Origin of the sequence: Pseudomonas frederiksbergensis (genome assembly GCF_900105495.1) — a bacterium.
In the GTDB taxonomy this organism is placed as follows: domain Bacteria; phylum Pseudomonadota; class Gammaproteobacteria; order Pseudomonadales; family Pseudomonadaceae; genus Aquipseudomonas; species Aquipseudomonas frederiksbergensis.
On record NZ_FNTF01000002.1, the window covers coordinates 3,402,501 to 3,417,146 of the forward strand.

The 14,646-nt window shown below is 58.4% G+C and carries 9 protein-coding genes, 2 rRNA genes and 2 pseudogenes (1 of these 13 cut by a window edge); 7 read left to right on the top strand and 6 right to left on the bottom strand.

Going from position 1 to position 14,646, the window contains the following annotated elements; genetic code table 11:
• Both BLW70_RS16095 and rrf read left to right on the top strand, forming a co-directional pair.
• Nucleotides 1–1,723 (top strand): 23S ribosomal RNA (locus BLW70_RS16095); it begins 1,169 nt to the left of the window's first position.
• Nucleotides 1,724–1,895: 172 nt separating this feature from the next.
• A 5S ribosomal RNA gene (rrf, locus tag BLW70_RS16100) occupies nucleotides 1,896–2,011 on the top strand.
• Between the two features lie 157 nt (nucleotides 2,012–2,168).
• On the opposite strand, the gene BLW70_RS16105 is transcribed toward rrf, so the two are convergent.
• From BLW70_RS16105 to BLW70_RS16115, 3 genes are all read right to left on the bottom strand, one after another.
• On the bottom strand, nucleotides 2,169–2,582 hold the full coding sequence (locus BLW70_RS16105; protein ID WP_074875511.1) for a VOC family protein: 414 nt from the start codon (nucleotides 2,580–2,582) through the stop codon (nucleotides 2,169–2,171).
• Between the two features lie 196 nt (nucleotides 2,583–2,778).
• Nucleotides 2,779–3,381, bottom strand: a complete 603-nt coding sequence (locus BLW70_RS16110; protein ID WP_074875512.1) for a TetR/AcrR family transcriptional regulator — start codon at nucleotides 3,379–3,381, stop codon at nucleotides 2,779–2,781.
• Nucleotides 3,368–4,219, bottom strand: a complete 852-nt coding sequence (locus BLW70_RS16115; RefSeq protein ID WP_074875514.1) for a 3-hydroxybutyryl-CoA dehydrogenase — start codon at nucleotides 4,217–4,219, stop codon at nucleotides 3,368–3,370. Before BLW70_RS16115 ends, BLW70_RS16110 begins: the two co-directional genes overlap by 14 nt.
• A 165-nt stretch (nucleotides 4,220–4,384) precedes the next feature.
• Between BLW70_RS16115 and BLW70_RS16120 the strand changes: the two genes are divergently transcribed.
• Nucleotides 4,385–5,404 carry an AraC family transcriptional regulator gene (locus BLW70_RS16120; protein WP_074875516.1) on the top strand — a complete coding sequence of 340 codons (1,020 nt, stop codon included), beginning with the start codon at nucleotides 4,385–4,387 and terminating at the stop codon, nucleotides 5,402–5,404.
• The gene (locus BLW70_RS16125) at nucleotides 5,401–7,215 is read left to right on the top strand and encodes an ABC transporter ATP-binding protein (protein ID WP_074875518.1); all 1,815 of its coding nucleotides are present in this window, start codon (nucleotides 5,401–5,403) and stop codon (nucleotides 7,213–7,215) included. The genes BLW70_RS16120 and BLW70_RS16125 overlap by 4 nt, the downstream gene beginning before the upstream one ends.
• A 3-nt stretch (nucleotides 7,216–7,218) precedes the next feature.
• Here BLW70_RS16125 and BLW70_RS16130 read toward each other — a convergent pair.
• Nucleotides 7,219–7,479, bottom strand: a pseudogene (locus BLW70_RS16130) (alpha/beta hydrolase); the annotation flags it as partial.
• Between BLW70_RS16130 and BLW70_RS16135 the strand changes: the two are divergent.
• A pseudogene (locus tag BLW70_RS16135) lies at nucleotides 7,474–7,833 on the top strand (LysR family transcriptional regulator); the annotation flags it as partial. The pseudogenes BLW70_RS16130 and BLW70_RS16135 sit on opposite strands and share 6 nt — an antisense overlap.
• Nucleotides 7,834–7,995: 162 nt before the next feature.
• Here BLW70_RS16135 and BLW70_RS16140 read toward each other — a convergent pair.
• Complete coding sequence (locus tag BLW70_RS16140) at nucleotides 7,996–8,718, bottom strand: pirin family protein (protein ID WP_074875519.1); 723 nt, start codon at nucleotides 8,716–8,718, stop codon at nucleotides 7,996–7,998.
• 257 nt (nucleotides 8,719–8,975) lie between these two features.
• On the opposite strand from BLW70_RS16140, the gene BLW70_RS16145 reads away from it, so the two are divergent.
• Both BLW70_RS16145 and BLW70_RS16150 read left to right on the top strand, forming a co-directional pair.
• Entirely contained in the window at nucleotides 8,976–9,926 is a 951-nt protein-coding gene (locus BLW70_RS16145; protein ID WP_074875521.1) for a GlxA family transcriptional regulator, read from the top strand.
• A gap of 183 nt (nucleotides 9,927–10,109) precedes the next feature.
• Nucleotides 10,110–11,594 carry an ATP-binding protein gene (locus tag BLW70_RS16150; protein ID WP_074875522.1) on the top strand — a complete coding sequence of 495 codons (1,485 nt, stop codon included), beginning with the start codon at nucleotides 10,110–10,112 and terminating at the stop codon, nucleotides 11,592–11,594.
• Here the strand turns inward: BLW70_RS16150 and BLW70_RS16155 are convergent.
• Nucleotides 11,559–14,363, bottom strand: coding sequence for an ATP-binding protein (locus BLW70_RS16155; RefSeq protein ID WP_074875524.1), 2,805 nt, complete (start codon nucleotides 14,361–14,363; stop codon nucleotides 11,559–11,561). The two genes, BLW70_RS16150 and BLW70_RS16155, sit on opposite strands and share 36 nt — an antisense overlap.
• Between the last annotated feature and the right edge of the window lie 283 nt (nucleotides 14,364–14,646).

Sequence of the window (14,646 nt, forward strand, 5' to 3'; positions counted from 1 at the left end):
ATGCGGTAGAGGAGCGTTCTGTAAGCCTGTGAAGGTGAGTTGAGAAGCTTGCTGGAGGTATCAGAAGTGCGAATGCTGACATGAGTAACGACAATGGGTGTGAAAAACACCCACGCCGAAAGACCAAGGTTTCCTGCGCAACGTTAATCGACGCAGGGTTAGTCGGTCCCTAAGGCGAGGCTGAAAAGCGTAGTCGATGGAAAACAGGTTAATATTCCTGTACTTCTGGTTATTGCGATGGAGGGACGGAGAAGGCTAGGCCAGCTTGGCGTTGGTTGTCCAAGTTTAAGGTGGTAGGCTGGAATCTTAGGTAAATCCGGGATTCCAAGGCCGAGAGCTGATGACGAGTGTTCTTTTAGAACACGAAGTGGTTGATGCCATGCTTCCAAGAAAAGCTTCTAAGCTTCAGGTAACCAGGAACCGTACCCCAAACCGACACAGGTGGTTGGGTAGAGAATACCAAGGCGCTTGAGAGAACTCGGGTGAAGGAACTAGGCAAAATGGCACCGTAACTTCGGGAGAAGGTGCGCCGGTGAGGGTGAAGCATTTACTGCGTAAGCCCATGCCGGTCGAAGATACCAGGCCGCTGCGACTGTTTATTAAAAACACAGCACTCTGCAAACACGAAAGTGGACGTATAGGGTGTGACGCCTGCCCGGTGCCGGAAGGTTAATTGATGGGGTTAGCTAACGCGAAGCTCTTGATCGAAGCCCCGGTAAACGGCGGCCGTAACTATAACGGTCCTAAGGTAGCGAAATTCCTTGTCGGGTAAGTTCCGACCTGCACGAATGGCGTAACGATGGCGGCGCTGTCTCCACCCGAGACTCAGTGAAATTGAAATCGCTGTGAAGATGCAGTGTATCCGCGGCTAGACGGAAAGACCCCGTGAACCTTTACTATAGCTTTGCACTGGACTTTGAATTTGCTTGTGTAGGATAGGTGGGAGGCTTTGAAGCGTGGACGCCAGTTCGCGTGGAGCCAACCTTGAAATACCACCCTGGCAACTTTGAGGTTCTAACTCAGGTCCGTTATCCGGATCGAGGACAGTGTATGGTGGGTAGTTTGACTGGGGCGGTCTCCTCCTAAAGAGTAACGGAGGAGTACGAAGGTGCGCTCAGACCGGTCGGAAATCGGTCGTAGAGTATAAAGGCAAAAGCGCGCTTGACTGCGAGACAGACACGTCGAGCAGGTACGAAAGTAGGTCTTAGTGATCCGGTGGTTCTGTATGGAAGGGCCATCGCTCAACGGATAAAAGGTACTCCGGGGATAACAGGCTGATACCGCCCAAGAGTTCATATCGACGGCGGTGTTTGGCACCTCGATGTCGGCTCATCACATCCTGGGGCTGAAGCCGGTCCCAAGGGTATGGCTGTTCGCCATTTAAAGTGGTACGCGAGCTGGGTTTAGAACGTCGTGAGACAGTTCGGTCCCTATCTGCCGTGGACGTTTGAGATTTGAGAGGGGCTGCTCCTAGTACGAGAGGACCGGAGTGGACGAACCTCTGGTGTTCCGGTTGTCACGCCAGTGGCATTGCCGGGTAGCTATGTTCGGAATAGATAACCGCTGAAAGCATCTAAGCGGGAAACTAGCCTCAAGATGAGATCTCACTGGGACCTTGAGTCCCCTGAAGGGCCGTCGAAGACTACGACGTTGATAGGTTGGGTGTGTAAGCGCTGTGAGGCGTTGAGCTAACCAATACTAATTGCCCGTGAGGCTTGACCATATAACACCCAAGCAATTTGCATGCTTCGAGCTGAAAGGCAAAGGGCACCAGATTGCGGTGTGTGAAGACGAAACGAACCGAAAGTTCGAGATACTCACAAAACACCTGGCTATCACATACCCATTCGCTGGAGCGTGAACCTGCAAAGGCCCACGACCTGGCTACCGAATTTCTTGACGACCATAGAGCATTGGAACCACCTGATCCCATCCCGAACTCAGCAGTGAAACGATGCATCGCCGATGGTAGTGTGGGGTTTCCCCATGTGAGAGTAGGTCATCGTCAAGATCAAATTCCGAAACCCCTATCTGCGTATGCAGGTAGGGGTTTTGTTTTGTCCGCAGGAAAATGCGAACGGACATCGCCGGTACTTGATCGCATGCCGGCAGTTGCCAAGAAGCCCAACCTTTTCAGGTTGGGCTTTTTCAGGTCTGAAAAAGTGAATTCACTGATCCTTTTCGCAGTTCACCATCCACGACACACCAAATCGATCAACCAACATGCCGAACCGAGCCGCCCAGAACGTGGTTTCCAGTGGCATTTCAACCTTGCCACCGTCCGACAATGCAGAGAACACCCGTTCAGCCTCCGCAATGCTGTCGACATTCAGTGAAACCGAACAGCCGCTCATTTCGTCAGTAGGGCGATCAGGTGTTGTGTCTGAGCCCATGAGCGCCTGATCGCCCACTAGCAAGCGGGTGTGGATGATCAGGTTGTGGTAGTCCGCCGGAAAGTGTTCGCGCGCGGGGCTTTCACCGAAGGTCATCATGACTTCGATCTGGCCTGGCAGGTTTTGGGCATAGAAGGTGAAGGCGGCTTTGCAGTCGCCGTTGAAGATCAGGTAGGGATTGATTTTCATGCTTTGCTCCCGTTAACGAGTAAGCGGAGGGAGGCTGAATTCACCTCCGGCTCCGCAGTGATTGGGTTCCCATTAGCAAAGCGTTAGAGGTGGTGACTGGCAGGAATTGTTTAGATGTTTTTTCTATTGAAACAGCATGGCTTATGGCTTCCGATGCCTATGTCGATCCGCGGTCACTGGGGAAATCGTCCTGGACTCAAGCTGCTGCGCGTGGAGCCGAGGGACGCAGCAAACGTTCGATGGCTCCACTCACAAGACTCTCCAACAGCTCAACGTGCTCTCGCTCGTCCAGAGAATGTTGCGCCAACCATCCGGGCGCACCGTTGAGTAAGTTTGCGATTGCATGTCCGGCGGCCAGCAGACCCTGTTCACTGAAGCGGGACCGGGCGCCGAGCATCAGCAGCAATTTGCGCTGGTATTGTTCGCGCAGTTGCCGAACCCGTTCCTGTTGCTCTTCATTCAGGCAGCCGCTGTCACGCTCTGCCAGACGAAAATGCCAAGGCATTTCCTGATGCAGGTTCAAATGCGCTCGGATAAGAGCCTGGAGTTTGTCACGTTTTGCCGGCGCCTTTTGCTCGATCCTCCCCAAGGTTGCCAACAGCTCTTCGTAGAACTCTTCGATCAGGTCGAGCAGCAAGTGCTGTTTGCTGGGGTAATGGTGATACAACGAGCCGGGAGCGAGTCCCAGGCAGGTCGCGAGCTCGCGCATGCCGACCTGTCCGAAACCTTTGCAGGCGAACAGCTCCAACACCTTGTCCCGGTACTCGGCAAAGCGCGAGCAACGCTCAGGCATAGGCATGGAAGCCACGCCCCGTTTTGCGCCCCAGGTAACCGGCGGCAACCATTTCCTTGAGCAGTGGAGCAGGACGGTACTTGCTATCGTTGAAGCCGTCGTAGAAGGCTTCGAGGATCGCCAGCACGGTGTCCAGGCCAATCAGGTCCGCCAATGCCAGTGGCCCGATCGGCTGATTGCAGCCCAGGCGCATGCCGGCGTCGATATCTTCGGCGCTGGCCAGGCCTTCCTGAAACACCAGGATCGCTTCGTTGATCATCGGCACCAGAATCCGGTTGACCACGAAACCCGGACGGTTGCCCGCGGTGATCGCGGTTTTGCCGAGCGTGGTCGCCATGTCCAGCGCCAGGGCGTGGGTGGTATCGCTGGTTTGCAAACCGCGAATCACCTCGATCAGGCCCATCACCGGCACCGGGTTGAAGAAGTGCAGACCGATGAAGCGCTCAGGCTGGCTCACGCTGGCAGCGAGTTGGGTGATGGACAGCGAAGACGTGTTGGAGGCAATCACGCAATCGTCGCTGACCTGCGCGGCGATCTGTTGCAGCACACGCAGTTTCAGCTCGAGATTTTCGGTCGCGGCTTCGATCACCAGTTGCACGTTCTGCAGGTTGCTGTAGTCGGTGCTGGTGCGGATCTTGTCGAGGGCGGCGAGTTTTTGCTCTTGCGTCAGCGTTTCCTTGGCGATCTGTCGATCAAGGTTTTTACCGACGGTTGCGACGGCCTTTTGCAGGGCGCTCTCGGAGATGTCGAGCAAGGTCACGTTAAAACCGGCCAAGGCACAGACTTGCGCAATGCCATTGCCCATGGTGCCTGCGCCGATCACGCCAATGTTTTGCAGATTCATGTCCTGTCCTTCCGATCAAATCCCGCGATACCTTGGCCGCCGTAGTGGCCGAAGGCGTACTATTGGCCGCGAGTCTAGAGCCGGCAGGGCGGTTGTCCTATGCCGAAACTGTTCAACGGCACTGGTGTTTTTTGCCATTCGGGTGATGGGGAGAGAAGCGTTCACATGCGGGAAAAGGACTCGGTTTCCGCCTACTTCGTGCAGGCAATGATCCATGGGCTGGGAAACAATCCGCAACGTCAGAGGGCTGCGCTTGAACAGGCCGGCATCGATCCGGCGTTGATTGCGCAGCCTACCGCGCGCGTACCGGCGAGTGCGTTTGCCGCGTTGTGGCTGATTCAGATCCGCGAGCTCAACGATGAGTTCTTCGGGCTCGACTCCCATGGCATGCCGCCGGGCGGTTTCGCCCTGATCTGCCGGGCATTGATTCAGGAACCTGACCTGCACAGAGCCATGCGCCAGTGCCTGGCCAACTTCGCGCTGTTCCTCCACGACTTTCGCGGCACGCTGACGGTGCGCGGAAAACGTGCGGTGATCAGCTTGCAAAACCACTCACCAAACAGCGACGTCAGTCGTTTGGGCGAGGAGACGTTTCTGGTGTTGATGATCAGTCTGCTCTGCTGGCTGGGGGGGCGGCGCATCCCTATTGATCGCGCAGATTTTCGCCATGAGCGTGTGTCGCTCAGCGATGACCGTTTACTCTGGGGACCGAACCTTACCTTTGGTGCCGAGCGCACCGAAATCGAATTCGCCAGTCATTATCTGCGTCTGCCGGTGGTCCAGGATCTGGCCTCACTGAAAGTGTTTTTGCGCACCGCGCCACAATGGCTGGTGATCCGTTTTCGTAATCAGCACGGACTGGCGTCGCAGGTCCATCAGCGCCTGCGTAACAGTCATTACAGCCAATGGCCGACCTTGCAGGCCTTCGCCCAGGAGCAACACCTGAGCCCCAGCACCTTTCGCCGAAAACTGGAGCGAGAAGGGTGTTCGTATCAAGAGATCAAGGATGAGGTACGACGTGGTGTTGCGTTTGAGCAACTGCGTCAGAGCAAGGCGAGTATCAGCGATATTGCCGAACAGCTTGGCTTTCAGGAGCCAAGCGCGTTTCACCGGGCGTTCAAGAAGTGGACGGGGGAAAGTCCCGGACGGTATCGGGCCCGGTATCAGGGGGAGCTCACTGAGTGAACCCTGTTCTTGATCGTTTCACTTCCTTACTCGACCAGGCGAGACGCGCCTTGCTGCTGGTCTGGGCAACGTCTCGCGGACTGTTTCTGGGGTTGGTACTGGCGACATTGATCGCCGGTGTGCTTCCCGCGCTGGCCGCTTGGTTAGGCCAACGCATTGTCGATGCTGTCGTCACCGCTATGCAGTTGCACGCACAACAGGGCAGTGCGCCGTTGTGGCCGGTCGTGCGTTATGTGCTGTTTGAAGCGGGCGTGCTCGCGTTGCTGTCCGGGACTCAACGGGCGCTGTCGGTTCAGCAATCGCTGTTGCGGGTGCAGTTGGGACAGAAGGTCAACACGATGATTCTGGAGAAGGCCCAGACGTTATCGCTGGTGCAGTTCGAAAACTCCGAGTTCTACGACAAGTTGGTTCGGGTGCGCCGTGAAGCCTCGACCCGGCCGTTGGCGTTGGTGATGAAGTCGTTGGGGCTGATCCAGAATCTGATCGTCTTGATCAGCTTCGGTGTGTTGCTGGTGCATTTTTCGCCTTGGGCTCTGGTGCTGCTGGTTATTGGCGCGTTGCCGGTGTTCTTCGCCGAAGCGCATTTTTCCGGCGATGCTTTCAGACTGTTCACTCGTCGTGCGCCGGAGAGTCGACAACAGAATTACATCGAGACGCTGCTTTCCCATGAGGGCTACATCAAAGAGGTCAAACTGTTCGGTTTCGCGCCGCTGTTGTTGCAACGTTATCGCGACACGTTCGCACGGCTTTATGCCGAAGACCGGCGCCTGACGCTACGTCGGGATGGCTGGGGGTTTGTCCTCGGTCTACTGGGCACCGGCGCATTTTATCTGGCCTATGCCTGGGTCGTAATCGATACCGTCCACGGCAACATCAGCCTCGGGCAGATGACTATGTACCTGGTGTTGTTCAAGCAGGGACAGACGGCAGTCAGCAGCAGCTTGAGTGCCATCAGCGGTCTCTACGAGGATGGCCTTTACCTCTCCAGTCTTTATGAATACCTGGCTGAACCAGTTGTGGCGGATACCGGCAACCTCACCATGGGCGCCGTGCCCGGTGATGGCCTGCGTTTCGAAAACGTCGGTTTCCGTTATCCGGGCGCCAGTCGCGCCGCGCTGGAAGGCATCGATCTACACCTTGTGCCCGGCCACAGTGTGGCGTTGGTGGGGGAGAACGGCTCGGGCAAGACCACGCTGATCAAATTGCTGACGCGGCTGTACCGTCCTGATCAGGGCCGCATCCTGCTGGACGGCAGCGATCTGCAAGCGTGGGAAGAGGACGCGCTGCGGCGGCGTATCGGGGTGATTTTTCAGGACTACATCCGCTACCAATTCTCTGTCGGTGAGAATATCGGTGTCGGTGATACCCTGGCGTTCAGCGATGAACAGCGCTGGCAGGAGGCCGCCGTCGCGGGCATGGCCGCACCCTTTATCGAGGGGCTGGATCGAGGGTATGCCACGCAATTGGGGCGGTGGTTCGCCGGGGGCCAGGAGCTGTCCGGCGGGCAATGGCAGAAGATCGCGTTGTCGCGCGCCTACATGCGGCGCAACGCCGATATCCTGATTCTGGATGAGCCCACCTCTGCCCTTGACCCGGCAGCGGAAGCCGCGGTATTCGAGCATTTCAGTGAGCACACTGAAGGCCGGATGACGTTGTTGATCTCTCACCGGTTTTCCAGTGTGCGCAATGCGGATCACATCATCGTGCTGGACCAGGGAGCGATCCTTGAACGGGGCGATCACGACAGCCTGGTGGCTGCGGGCGGACGCTATGCGCAGTTGTTTGATTTGCAGGCGCGCGGTTACCGATAGACCTCAAGACTCCTGAGAAACCCGATCCACGCCCGGCCCGGCAACCTGGGATGGTTTTGTTTTGATCAAGCCGTCGAGCGCCTGGCGATACTGGGTACCGCCCCGGCTCATGCTGTTGTTGTGCGTACCACCGGGCACCAATAACAGGTGTTTGGGTTCGTTGGCGGCATTGAACAACTGCTGGCTGAATCGCGATGGCATGAACGGGTCGGCCAGGCCATGGACCACCAGCAACGGCACGTTGATGTCGACGATCTTGTCGATGCCTACGGCGTGCCGCTGCCGGGTTCGGCGTTTGAGGGGCATGATCTGGTGGTGTATCAACCGTATTTGCAAGGCAACAAAGACATGACGCAGGTCTCGGAACCGCTGGGCTGCGGGCGCATTGTTTCGAGCCTGAGTCTGCTGGTGCGCCGATTCATTGCTGCGGGGATCGGGCTCGGGGAAATTCCGGTGTACAGGGGGGAGAGGGACGGCCTGGTCAGGTTGTGGCCGGAGCGCACGCGACTGGTGCCGTATGACCTGCTGCTGGTGACCCACGCAGACCTGCGGCACACAGCCAGAGTCCGTGTAGTGATTGATGAAATTGTCGCGGTGTTTTCTGGCACCGGCGAATAAAACGCAAAACCCAGTAGCAGCTGGCGAAGCCTGCGTCCGGCTGCGTAGCAGTCGTAAATCCAGCGAACGCGGTGTGTCATAAAGACCACAGCGTCTGATTTCACGGCTGCTTCGCAGCCGGACGCAGGCTTCGCCAGCTGCTACAGGGATCGCGGGTGACCGTTATGGCATGTCCGGCAGTTCTTGAGGGCGCAGATCGAACACCAGCACTTCGGCATCGACGCCGTTGCACAAGGTCAGCACCTGTTCATCGCGAACCCGCACGCCATCGCCTTCCTGCAACGGCACTCCGTTGAGCTCGACATTGCCACGGGCCACGTGCACATAGGCGTAGCGGTTCGTGGCCAATTCCAGAGCAGCGCTTTCCTTACCGTCGATCAGCGCGGCATACACCCGTGCATCCTGACGCACCTTCAGCGAGCCATTCGCCCCGTCGGGGGAGATGATCAGTTGCAGACGGCCGCGTTTCTTCTGCGTGCTGAAATGCTCTTGCTGATAACGCGGTTTGGCGCCGCTGACGTCTGGCACGATCCAGATTTGCAGGAAGTGCACCGGCCGGGTGGCCGAGTGGTTGAATTCGCTGTGCGCCACGCCGCTGCCGGCGCTCATCAACTGCACATCACCGGGGCGGATCACCGAGCCGGTGCCCAGGGTGTCTTTGTGTTCCAAAGCGCCTTCAAGCACATAAGAGAAAATCTCCATGTCGCGGTGTGGGTGCTGGCCGAAACCTTTACCGGCGGCAACCCGGTCATCGTTGATCACCAGCAGGTCGGAAAAACCCTGCTCTTTCGGGTTGCGATAGTTGGCGAAGGAAAAGGTATGGAACGACTTCAACCAACCGTGATTGGCCGTGCCGCGATCCGAAGCTTTGCGAAGGGTCAGCATGATGAAATCTCCTATGGGGACGTTGATTCGTCCGAGTAAGGAGAAGGTTAATGGTTACTCGTTGGTGCAATAAGTAGGTGAAAATTGAAATACTGTCCCTTTTAGGTTGACAGTTATCAAGAGGCGATGACGGATTCTTCTCCGGCGTTGAATGCCATATTTGGCCATAATGCGCAGCATCCTTCTGATACCGACACCAAACCCTGGGGTGGTGTTTGGCAGATGGATTTTCTTTTGACTTCAGTGATTTTGAACCCATGAAAACCGTGGCTATGGTGTTGTTTCCGGACTTTCTCCTGCTGGACATGGCAGGCCCGATGGAGGTGTTTTCCATCGCCAATCGATATCTGGCTCCGAATGATCGTTACGAACTGTCGACCATCGGCACCGAGCATGGCGCACTGCGTGCCTCAAACGGCGTCAGCGTCCAGGCCGATTTGCACATCGATCAGGCCGATCACGCGTATGACCTGTTGCTGGTGCCGGGCGGTCCGGGTGCCTACAACGAAAAACATCCACCGTTGTTGTGTTGGCTCAAAGCCGCGGTCGGTCGCGCCGAGCGATACGGCTCGATCTGCACCGGCGCGTTCGTGCTGGGCCATGCCGGTTTGCTGGATGGATATCGCGTGACCACCCACTGGCATTACACCGAACGACTGATCAAAGGCTTCCCGAAGGCTACCGTCGAGACCGATCAGATTTACGTGCAAGACCGCAACCTCATCACCTCCGGCGGCGTCACTGCCGGCATTGACCTGGCGCTGTCGGTGGTCGCCGAAGACCACGGCAAGAAAGTTGCCCAGGACGTCGCCAAGGTATTGCTGGTGGTCATGAAACGCCAGGGAGGGCAGGCGCAATTCAGCCCGTTGATGGCCGCTGTCGCACCACAGGAAACGCCGATCACTCGCGTGCAGAACCATGTGCTCGAACATATCGATGAAGCATTCAGCATCGAACGCATGGCCAGCCTCGCGAACATGAGTGCGCGGCACTTCGCCCGGATGTTTGCTCGGGAAGTGAACATGACGCCCATGGAATTTCTGCAAAGTGCGCGTATCGACAGCGCCAGGAATCTGCTGGAAACCAGCGACTTGCCGCTCAAGACAGTGGCGTTCAAAAGTGGCTTCGGCAGCGTGCGGCACATGCGTTTCCTGTTCAGTGAAAAGCTTGGTTTGACGCCGACCCAATACCGCGAACAGTTCAGCTAGAGCCTTCTTGTCCGTTATGCGCACCGTGATGGCTGTGACGCTCCCACCGTGGCAGTTGTACCGTCACTGATGCCTGCCAAGATAGCCTGAACGCTTTGCGACGGAGGTGCGGGAGCCTGGAAGGCGGGTGCAAGTGATGGTGCTGCACTGTGAGCCGGGCCAGGTTTCAGCACGTGAATGTGCATGAACAGCCTCAGAGATTTAAACAGCGATGCGGTGCTGCGATTCGGCCCCTATGCATTCCACCTGCGGCAACGGCTGATCCTTGAAGGCGATCGACCGCTGCGCATGGGCGGTCGTGCACTGGATATCCTCCAGGTGCTGGTCGAGCGCGCCGGTAACGTGGTCAACAAGGACGAACTGATTGCCCGCGTCTGGCCGACGTCGGTGGTCGAGGAAATCAACCTGCGCGTGCACATTGCAGCCCTGCGTCGGGCGCTTGGCGACGGGCAGAATGGCCAGCGCTACATCATCAACATTCCCCAGCGCGGCTACAGTTTTATCGCCCCGGTGCACCATGCATCCGTGGGCACGGGACTCTTGATCGATACCGTGCAAAAAAATCAGCACAACCTTCCTGCGCGGCTCACGCCGGTGATCGGTCGAGATTCGCTGGTCGGCAGTCTGGTCCGGCAGTTGCCGATCCGGCGTCTCATGACGCTGGTTGGCCCCGGTGGCGTCGGCAAAACCACCGTGGCGTTGCGTGTCGCCGAACTGCTGTTGCAGCACTATGAAGAGGGTGTGTGGCTGGTTGATTTCGCGGCGATCGATGATCCCGCGCGAGTGGTCGATCATCTGATCCAGACCCTTGAACGGGAGATCGGCACGACGCTGGAGGTGCTGGCAAACTGGCACGCGTTGCTGGTGCTGGACAACTGCGAACACCTGCTGGAACGCTGTCGAACCCTGGTCGAGGATTTGCTGGTGTCGGCGCCTCGGCTGTCCATTCTGGTGACCAGCCGCGAGCCTTTGCAGGCAGCAGGGGAAACGGTTCAGCGTGTGCCGTCTCTGGCGGTGCCGCCCGCGTCGGCGTTGCACAGTGTCGCCCAAGCCATGGGGTATTCGGCAGTGCAGCTGTTCGTCAGTCGTGCCCGAACCCGTCAACAAGGGTTTGCCTTGCGCGAACAAGACCTCAAGGCGGTCCGTGAAATCTGTCGGCGGCTCGACGGTTTGCCACTGGCCATTGAACTGGCTGCGGTGCGGATCCATGCGCTGGCGTTGGTCGGTTTGCAAGCTCAGCTGGATAACTGTCTTCAGTTGCTGACTCAAGGTCTGCGCACGGCGGTGCCCCGACATCAGACGCTCAAAGCTGCCCTGGACTGGAGCTATGAACGGCTGAGCCTGCCGGAACAAACCGTGTTGCAGCGCCTGTCGGTGTTCAAAATGTCCTTCACTCTCGATGCCGCGATTGGCGTGTGCAGTTGCGTGGAGATGAAGCCCGATCAACTGGCGGCACTGGTGACGCGATTGGTCGCCAAATCGTTGCTCTCGATGGATCAGGTCAACGGCACGACCCGTTATCGCTTTCTCAACACCACGCGTACCTATGCTCTTGAGAAGCTCGAACACAGCGGCCACCTGCGAGTGTTTGAGAGGCGCCATTCGCATTACATCAGCCGGGCGCGCTGGGTCTCAGGCGTGCAGTTGCCCATGGAGCTCGTCGAGTAATCGACGGACTTTGCTCAAGTCCGGTGTAGAAAATCCCTCGGTGAACCGATTGTAGATCGGTGCCAGCAGCTCATGAGCTTGCTGATACAGGCCTCGACGCTGCCAAAGTTGCGCCAGTGAGGTGGCGCTGCGCAGTTCCCAAGCCAGGGCACCCTGATGTTTCGCCACGCTTGATGCCCTGATCAGCAGTGCCTCGGCCGCTTCGGTTTTCAGAGGACAACCCTCGGCCAGCAGTGCATCAGCCCGGGCCCGTAGAACTTCCGCCGTGCTCCAGCCGGCCGTACCGGTGTCGGCGCGTTGCACCAGGGCATCATCGACGAAACTGCCATCCAGCGTGACCATGATGTCCTTGATCAGCCCCTGGCCCGGCTGAAGCGGCAAGTGTGCCTCGGCGCGGTCGATCACCTGCGCATAGTGTCGGGCCCAGGTGTAGAACAGCAGTACCGAGTGTTTCTGTGCTTGTTCCAGCAGCAGGTGCAAGAGTTCACGAGCCGTACGGGTATCGCCGTTGTAGTGAGCGATCAGGCAACCGGCCAGCGCCAGGGTGTAGCAGATGGACGTGCCGTGGTTGATCTGGGTTGCAATGTCCAGCGCTTGCCGGGCGGTGCGCCAGGCTTGTTCCGGTTGCCCTTGCAACCAGAGGATGCGCGCCAGAATCGTCAGGGCGGCGACGCTCTGGTCGTAGTGCACGCCAAAACCGTAGGTGAAGCGGTTGAGGTGGCCACTCTGGGCCATGCGCTGAAGCACCTGCTCTGCGTTCCGCCGGGCCTGCGGCTGGTCCCCGGCAAAGTGCAACGCCAGCACCCGCAAGCGATGCATGCTGAGGGACAACACCGCATCGCCGTGCAGCCCCAGCCGATCGAATTGCCGGCTCTGTTCCAGAGCCATTTGATAGTTGGCGCAACAGAGGTTGACCGCCATGTGCCCGGACACCGCCCGCAACTGACCGGCCAAATCATCGCAATGTTCGGCCAGGATTCTGGCACTGACGAATGCCTCGATGGTTTCTTTTGTGCCGACCTGAGTGTGATAACAGGCGCTGCCAAGGGCGAGATGCAAGGCTATTTTCAGCTGTGGACAGGGATCGGACGTTGCATCGAGCAGCGCCAGCGCCCGGCCCACGTACAAGCCGTGCTCCTTGAGCAGCGACAGTTCCTGCCAAAGCGGGGTGGAAGCTGCCGTCAGGCGGATTGCCAGTGCCCGCGGTCCTTGCGCGTTAAAACACCAGTCGAGGGCCGAACGAATATCTTCCAGAGCACGGGCATAACGCTCGATCCACACGCCTGTCTGGATCAGCTCCCAGTCGTGCTGGGCCTGATTCATCACCGCCAGACAGCGCTTGGCGTGACGTTCCCGGGTATCGGGCAGTTCGGCGGCCTGGTCAAGTTTCTCCAGGGCATAGCTGCGGGTGGTGTCGAGCAATCGGTAGAACACCTCTTCGTCACCCACCTCCACGTTCAGCAGCGATTTGGCCACCAGTTGCGTGATCGAGCCAAACACTGCTTGCGGTTCGATGTGTTCGCCGACGATCACCGCCGCCGCCGATTCCAGGGTGAACCCGCCTCTGAACACACCCAGTCGGCGCAGGCAGGCTTGTTCGCAGGCATTTAGCAGCTCGAAGCTCCAGTCCAGTGTGGCGCGCAGGGTTTGGTGTCGGCCCAGCGTAGTCTGACAACCCTGGGTGAGCAGGCGAAAACTGCCTTGGAGTTGGGTCAGTAATCCGCTCAATCCGAGGCTGCTGACTTGTGTGGCCGCCAATTCGATCGCGAACGGAATACCGTCCAGACGCCGGCAGATTTCAATTGCCAGCGGTAGTTCGTTATCGGTCAGTTCGAAGCTGTCGTGGCTGGCCATCGCCCGTTCGACGAACAACTGCAGGGCGGAAAAGGTCAAGGCCTGAGCGCGGTCTGGCACGGCAATGGGGGGAGGGCAGTCCAGCGACTCCAGGTGCTGGACACATTCACCTTCGGCCCGCAGGCTCTCACGACTGGTGGCCAGAATGTGCACCTCTGGCGCGGCGCGCAGGAGGCTCTCGCTCAGCAATGCGATGGCGTCGACCAGGTGTTCGCAATTGTCGATCACCAGCAGCATCTGCCGGTCGCGCAAAAATGCGGCGAGGCCGCTCATCGGCTCAGCGTCGTGCAAAGACAGTTCGAGCAATGTCGCCAGGTGAACGGTGATCATCGACGGATCATTGATCGGCGCCAGGTCCAGCAGGCGAATGCCATCCCGGTAGCGCCCGATCAGTTGTTCGGCGACACGCAGGGCCACGGTGGTTTTGCCGATCCCGCCGGGGCCGACCAGGGTAATGAAACGCTGGCGCGACAGCTGGACCACCAGGCTATCGACGAGAGACTGGCGGCCGATCATGCGGGTTCGACGAACGGGCAGGTTGTGGCCACTCGGCGCGGGCGCTTCTCTCTCCGGAGGGTGCTCGATGTGCTCCAGAGAATATGGCGCCACAAAGCTGTACCCACGCTGCGCCACAGTGATGATGTAACGCTGGCCGGCCTGGCCGTCACCGAGGGCCTTGCGCAAGGCCGCCATGTGCACCCGCAGGTTGATGTCTTCCACTATGTTTTTCGGCCAGACCCTGGCGATCAGCGTTTGTTTGCTGACCACATTCCCGGCGTGTTCCAAAAGGATCAACAGAATGTCCATGGCGCGTCGACCCAGGCGCAGGGGCTGGTCGGCCTCCATGACCAGACGTTGTCCGGGATAGATCCGGTAGGGGCCGAAATGGATGGCTTGGTCGGGGGGAAGGCTCAACGTGTCACTCCTGCTTGCAGCCGTCTGATACGCGGCTTTCGAGCATATTCGTCAGGTTTTTACGGCAACGCAATGCGCTGGCCGGATGACGCTGCGCTGTCCGCCAGGACTGCTGGTTTCCCGCCCTTGTTCATGAGTTCCGCAAATATTGGGCGAGACAGTCTTGAAGGTATCGCTGAGGCTTTTGGCGCGCCAGGGAAAATTAACAACGTTTAACTCGTCCTGCGTCCCGTCTACGCCCAAAACTCCATAGCAGGGACTAAACATGTCATGAGGACGCCGG

Bases quoted from the DNA above. Each gene is read 5' to 3' on its own strand.
- BLW70_RS16105 (WP_074875511.1), bottom strand. From the start codon at position 2,582: ATGAAAATCAATCCCTACCTGATCTTCAACGGCGACTGCAAAGCCGCC.
- BLW70_RS16140 (WP_074875519.1), bottom strand. From the start codon at position 8,718: ATGCTGACCCTTCGCAAAGCTTCGGATCGCGGCACGGCCAATCACGGT.
- BLW70_RS16120 (WP_074875516.1), top strand. From the start codon at position 4,385: ATGCGGGAAAAGGACTCGGTTTCCGCCTACTTCGTGCAGGCAATGATC.
- BLW70_RS16110 (WP_074875512.1), bottom strand. From the start codon at position 3,381: ATGCCTATGCCTGAGCGTTGCTCGCGCTTTGCCGAGTACCGGGACAAG.
- BLW70_RS16150 (WP_074875522.1), top strand. From the start codon at position 10,110: ATGAACAGCCTCAGAGATTTAAACAGCGATGCGGTGCTGCGATTCGGC.
- BLW70_RS16145 (WP_074875521.1), top strand. From the start codon at position 8,976: ATGAAAACCGTGGCTATGGTGTTGTTTCCGGACTTTCTCCTGCTGGAC.
- BLW70_RS16115 (WP_074875514.1), bottom strand. From the start codon at position 4,219: ATGAATCTGCAAAACATTGGCGTGATCGGCGCAGGCACCATGGGCAAT.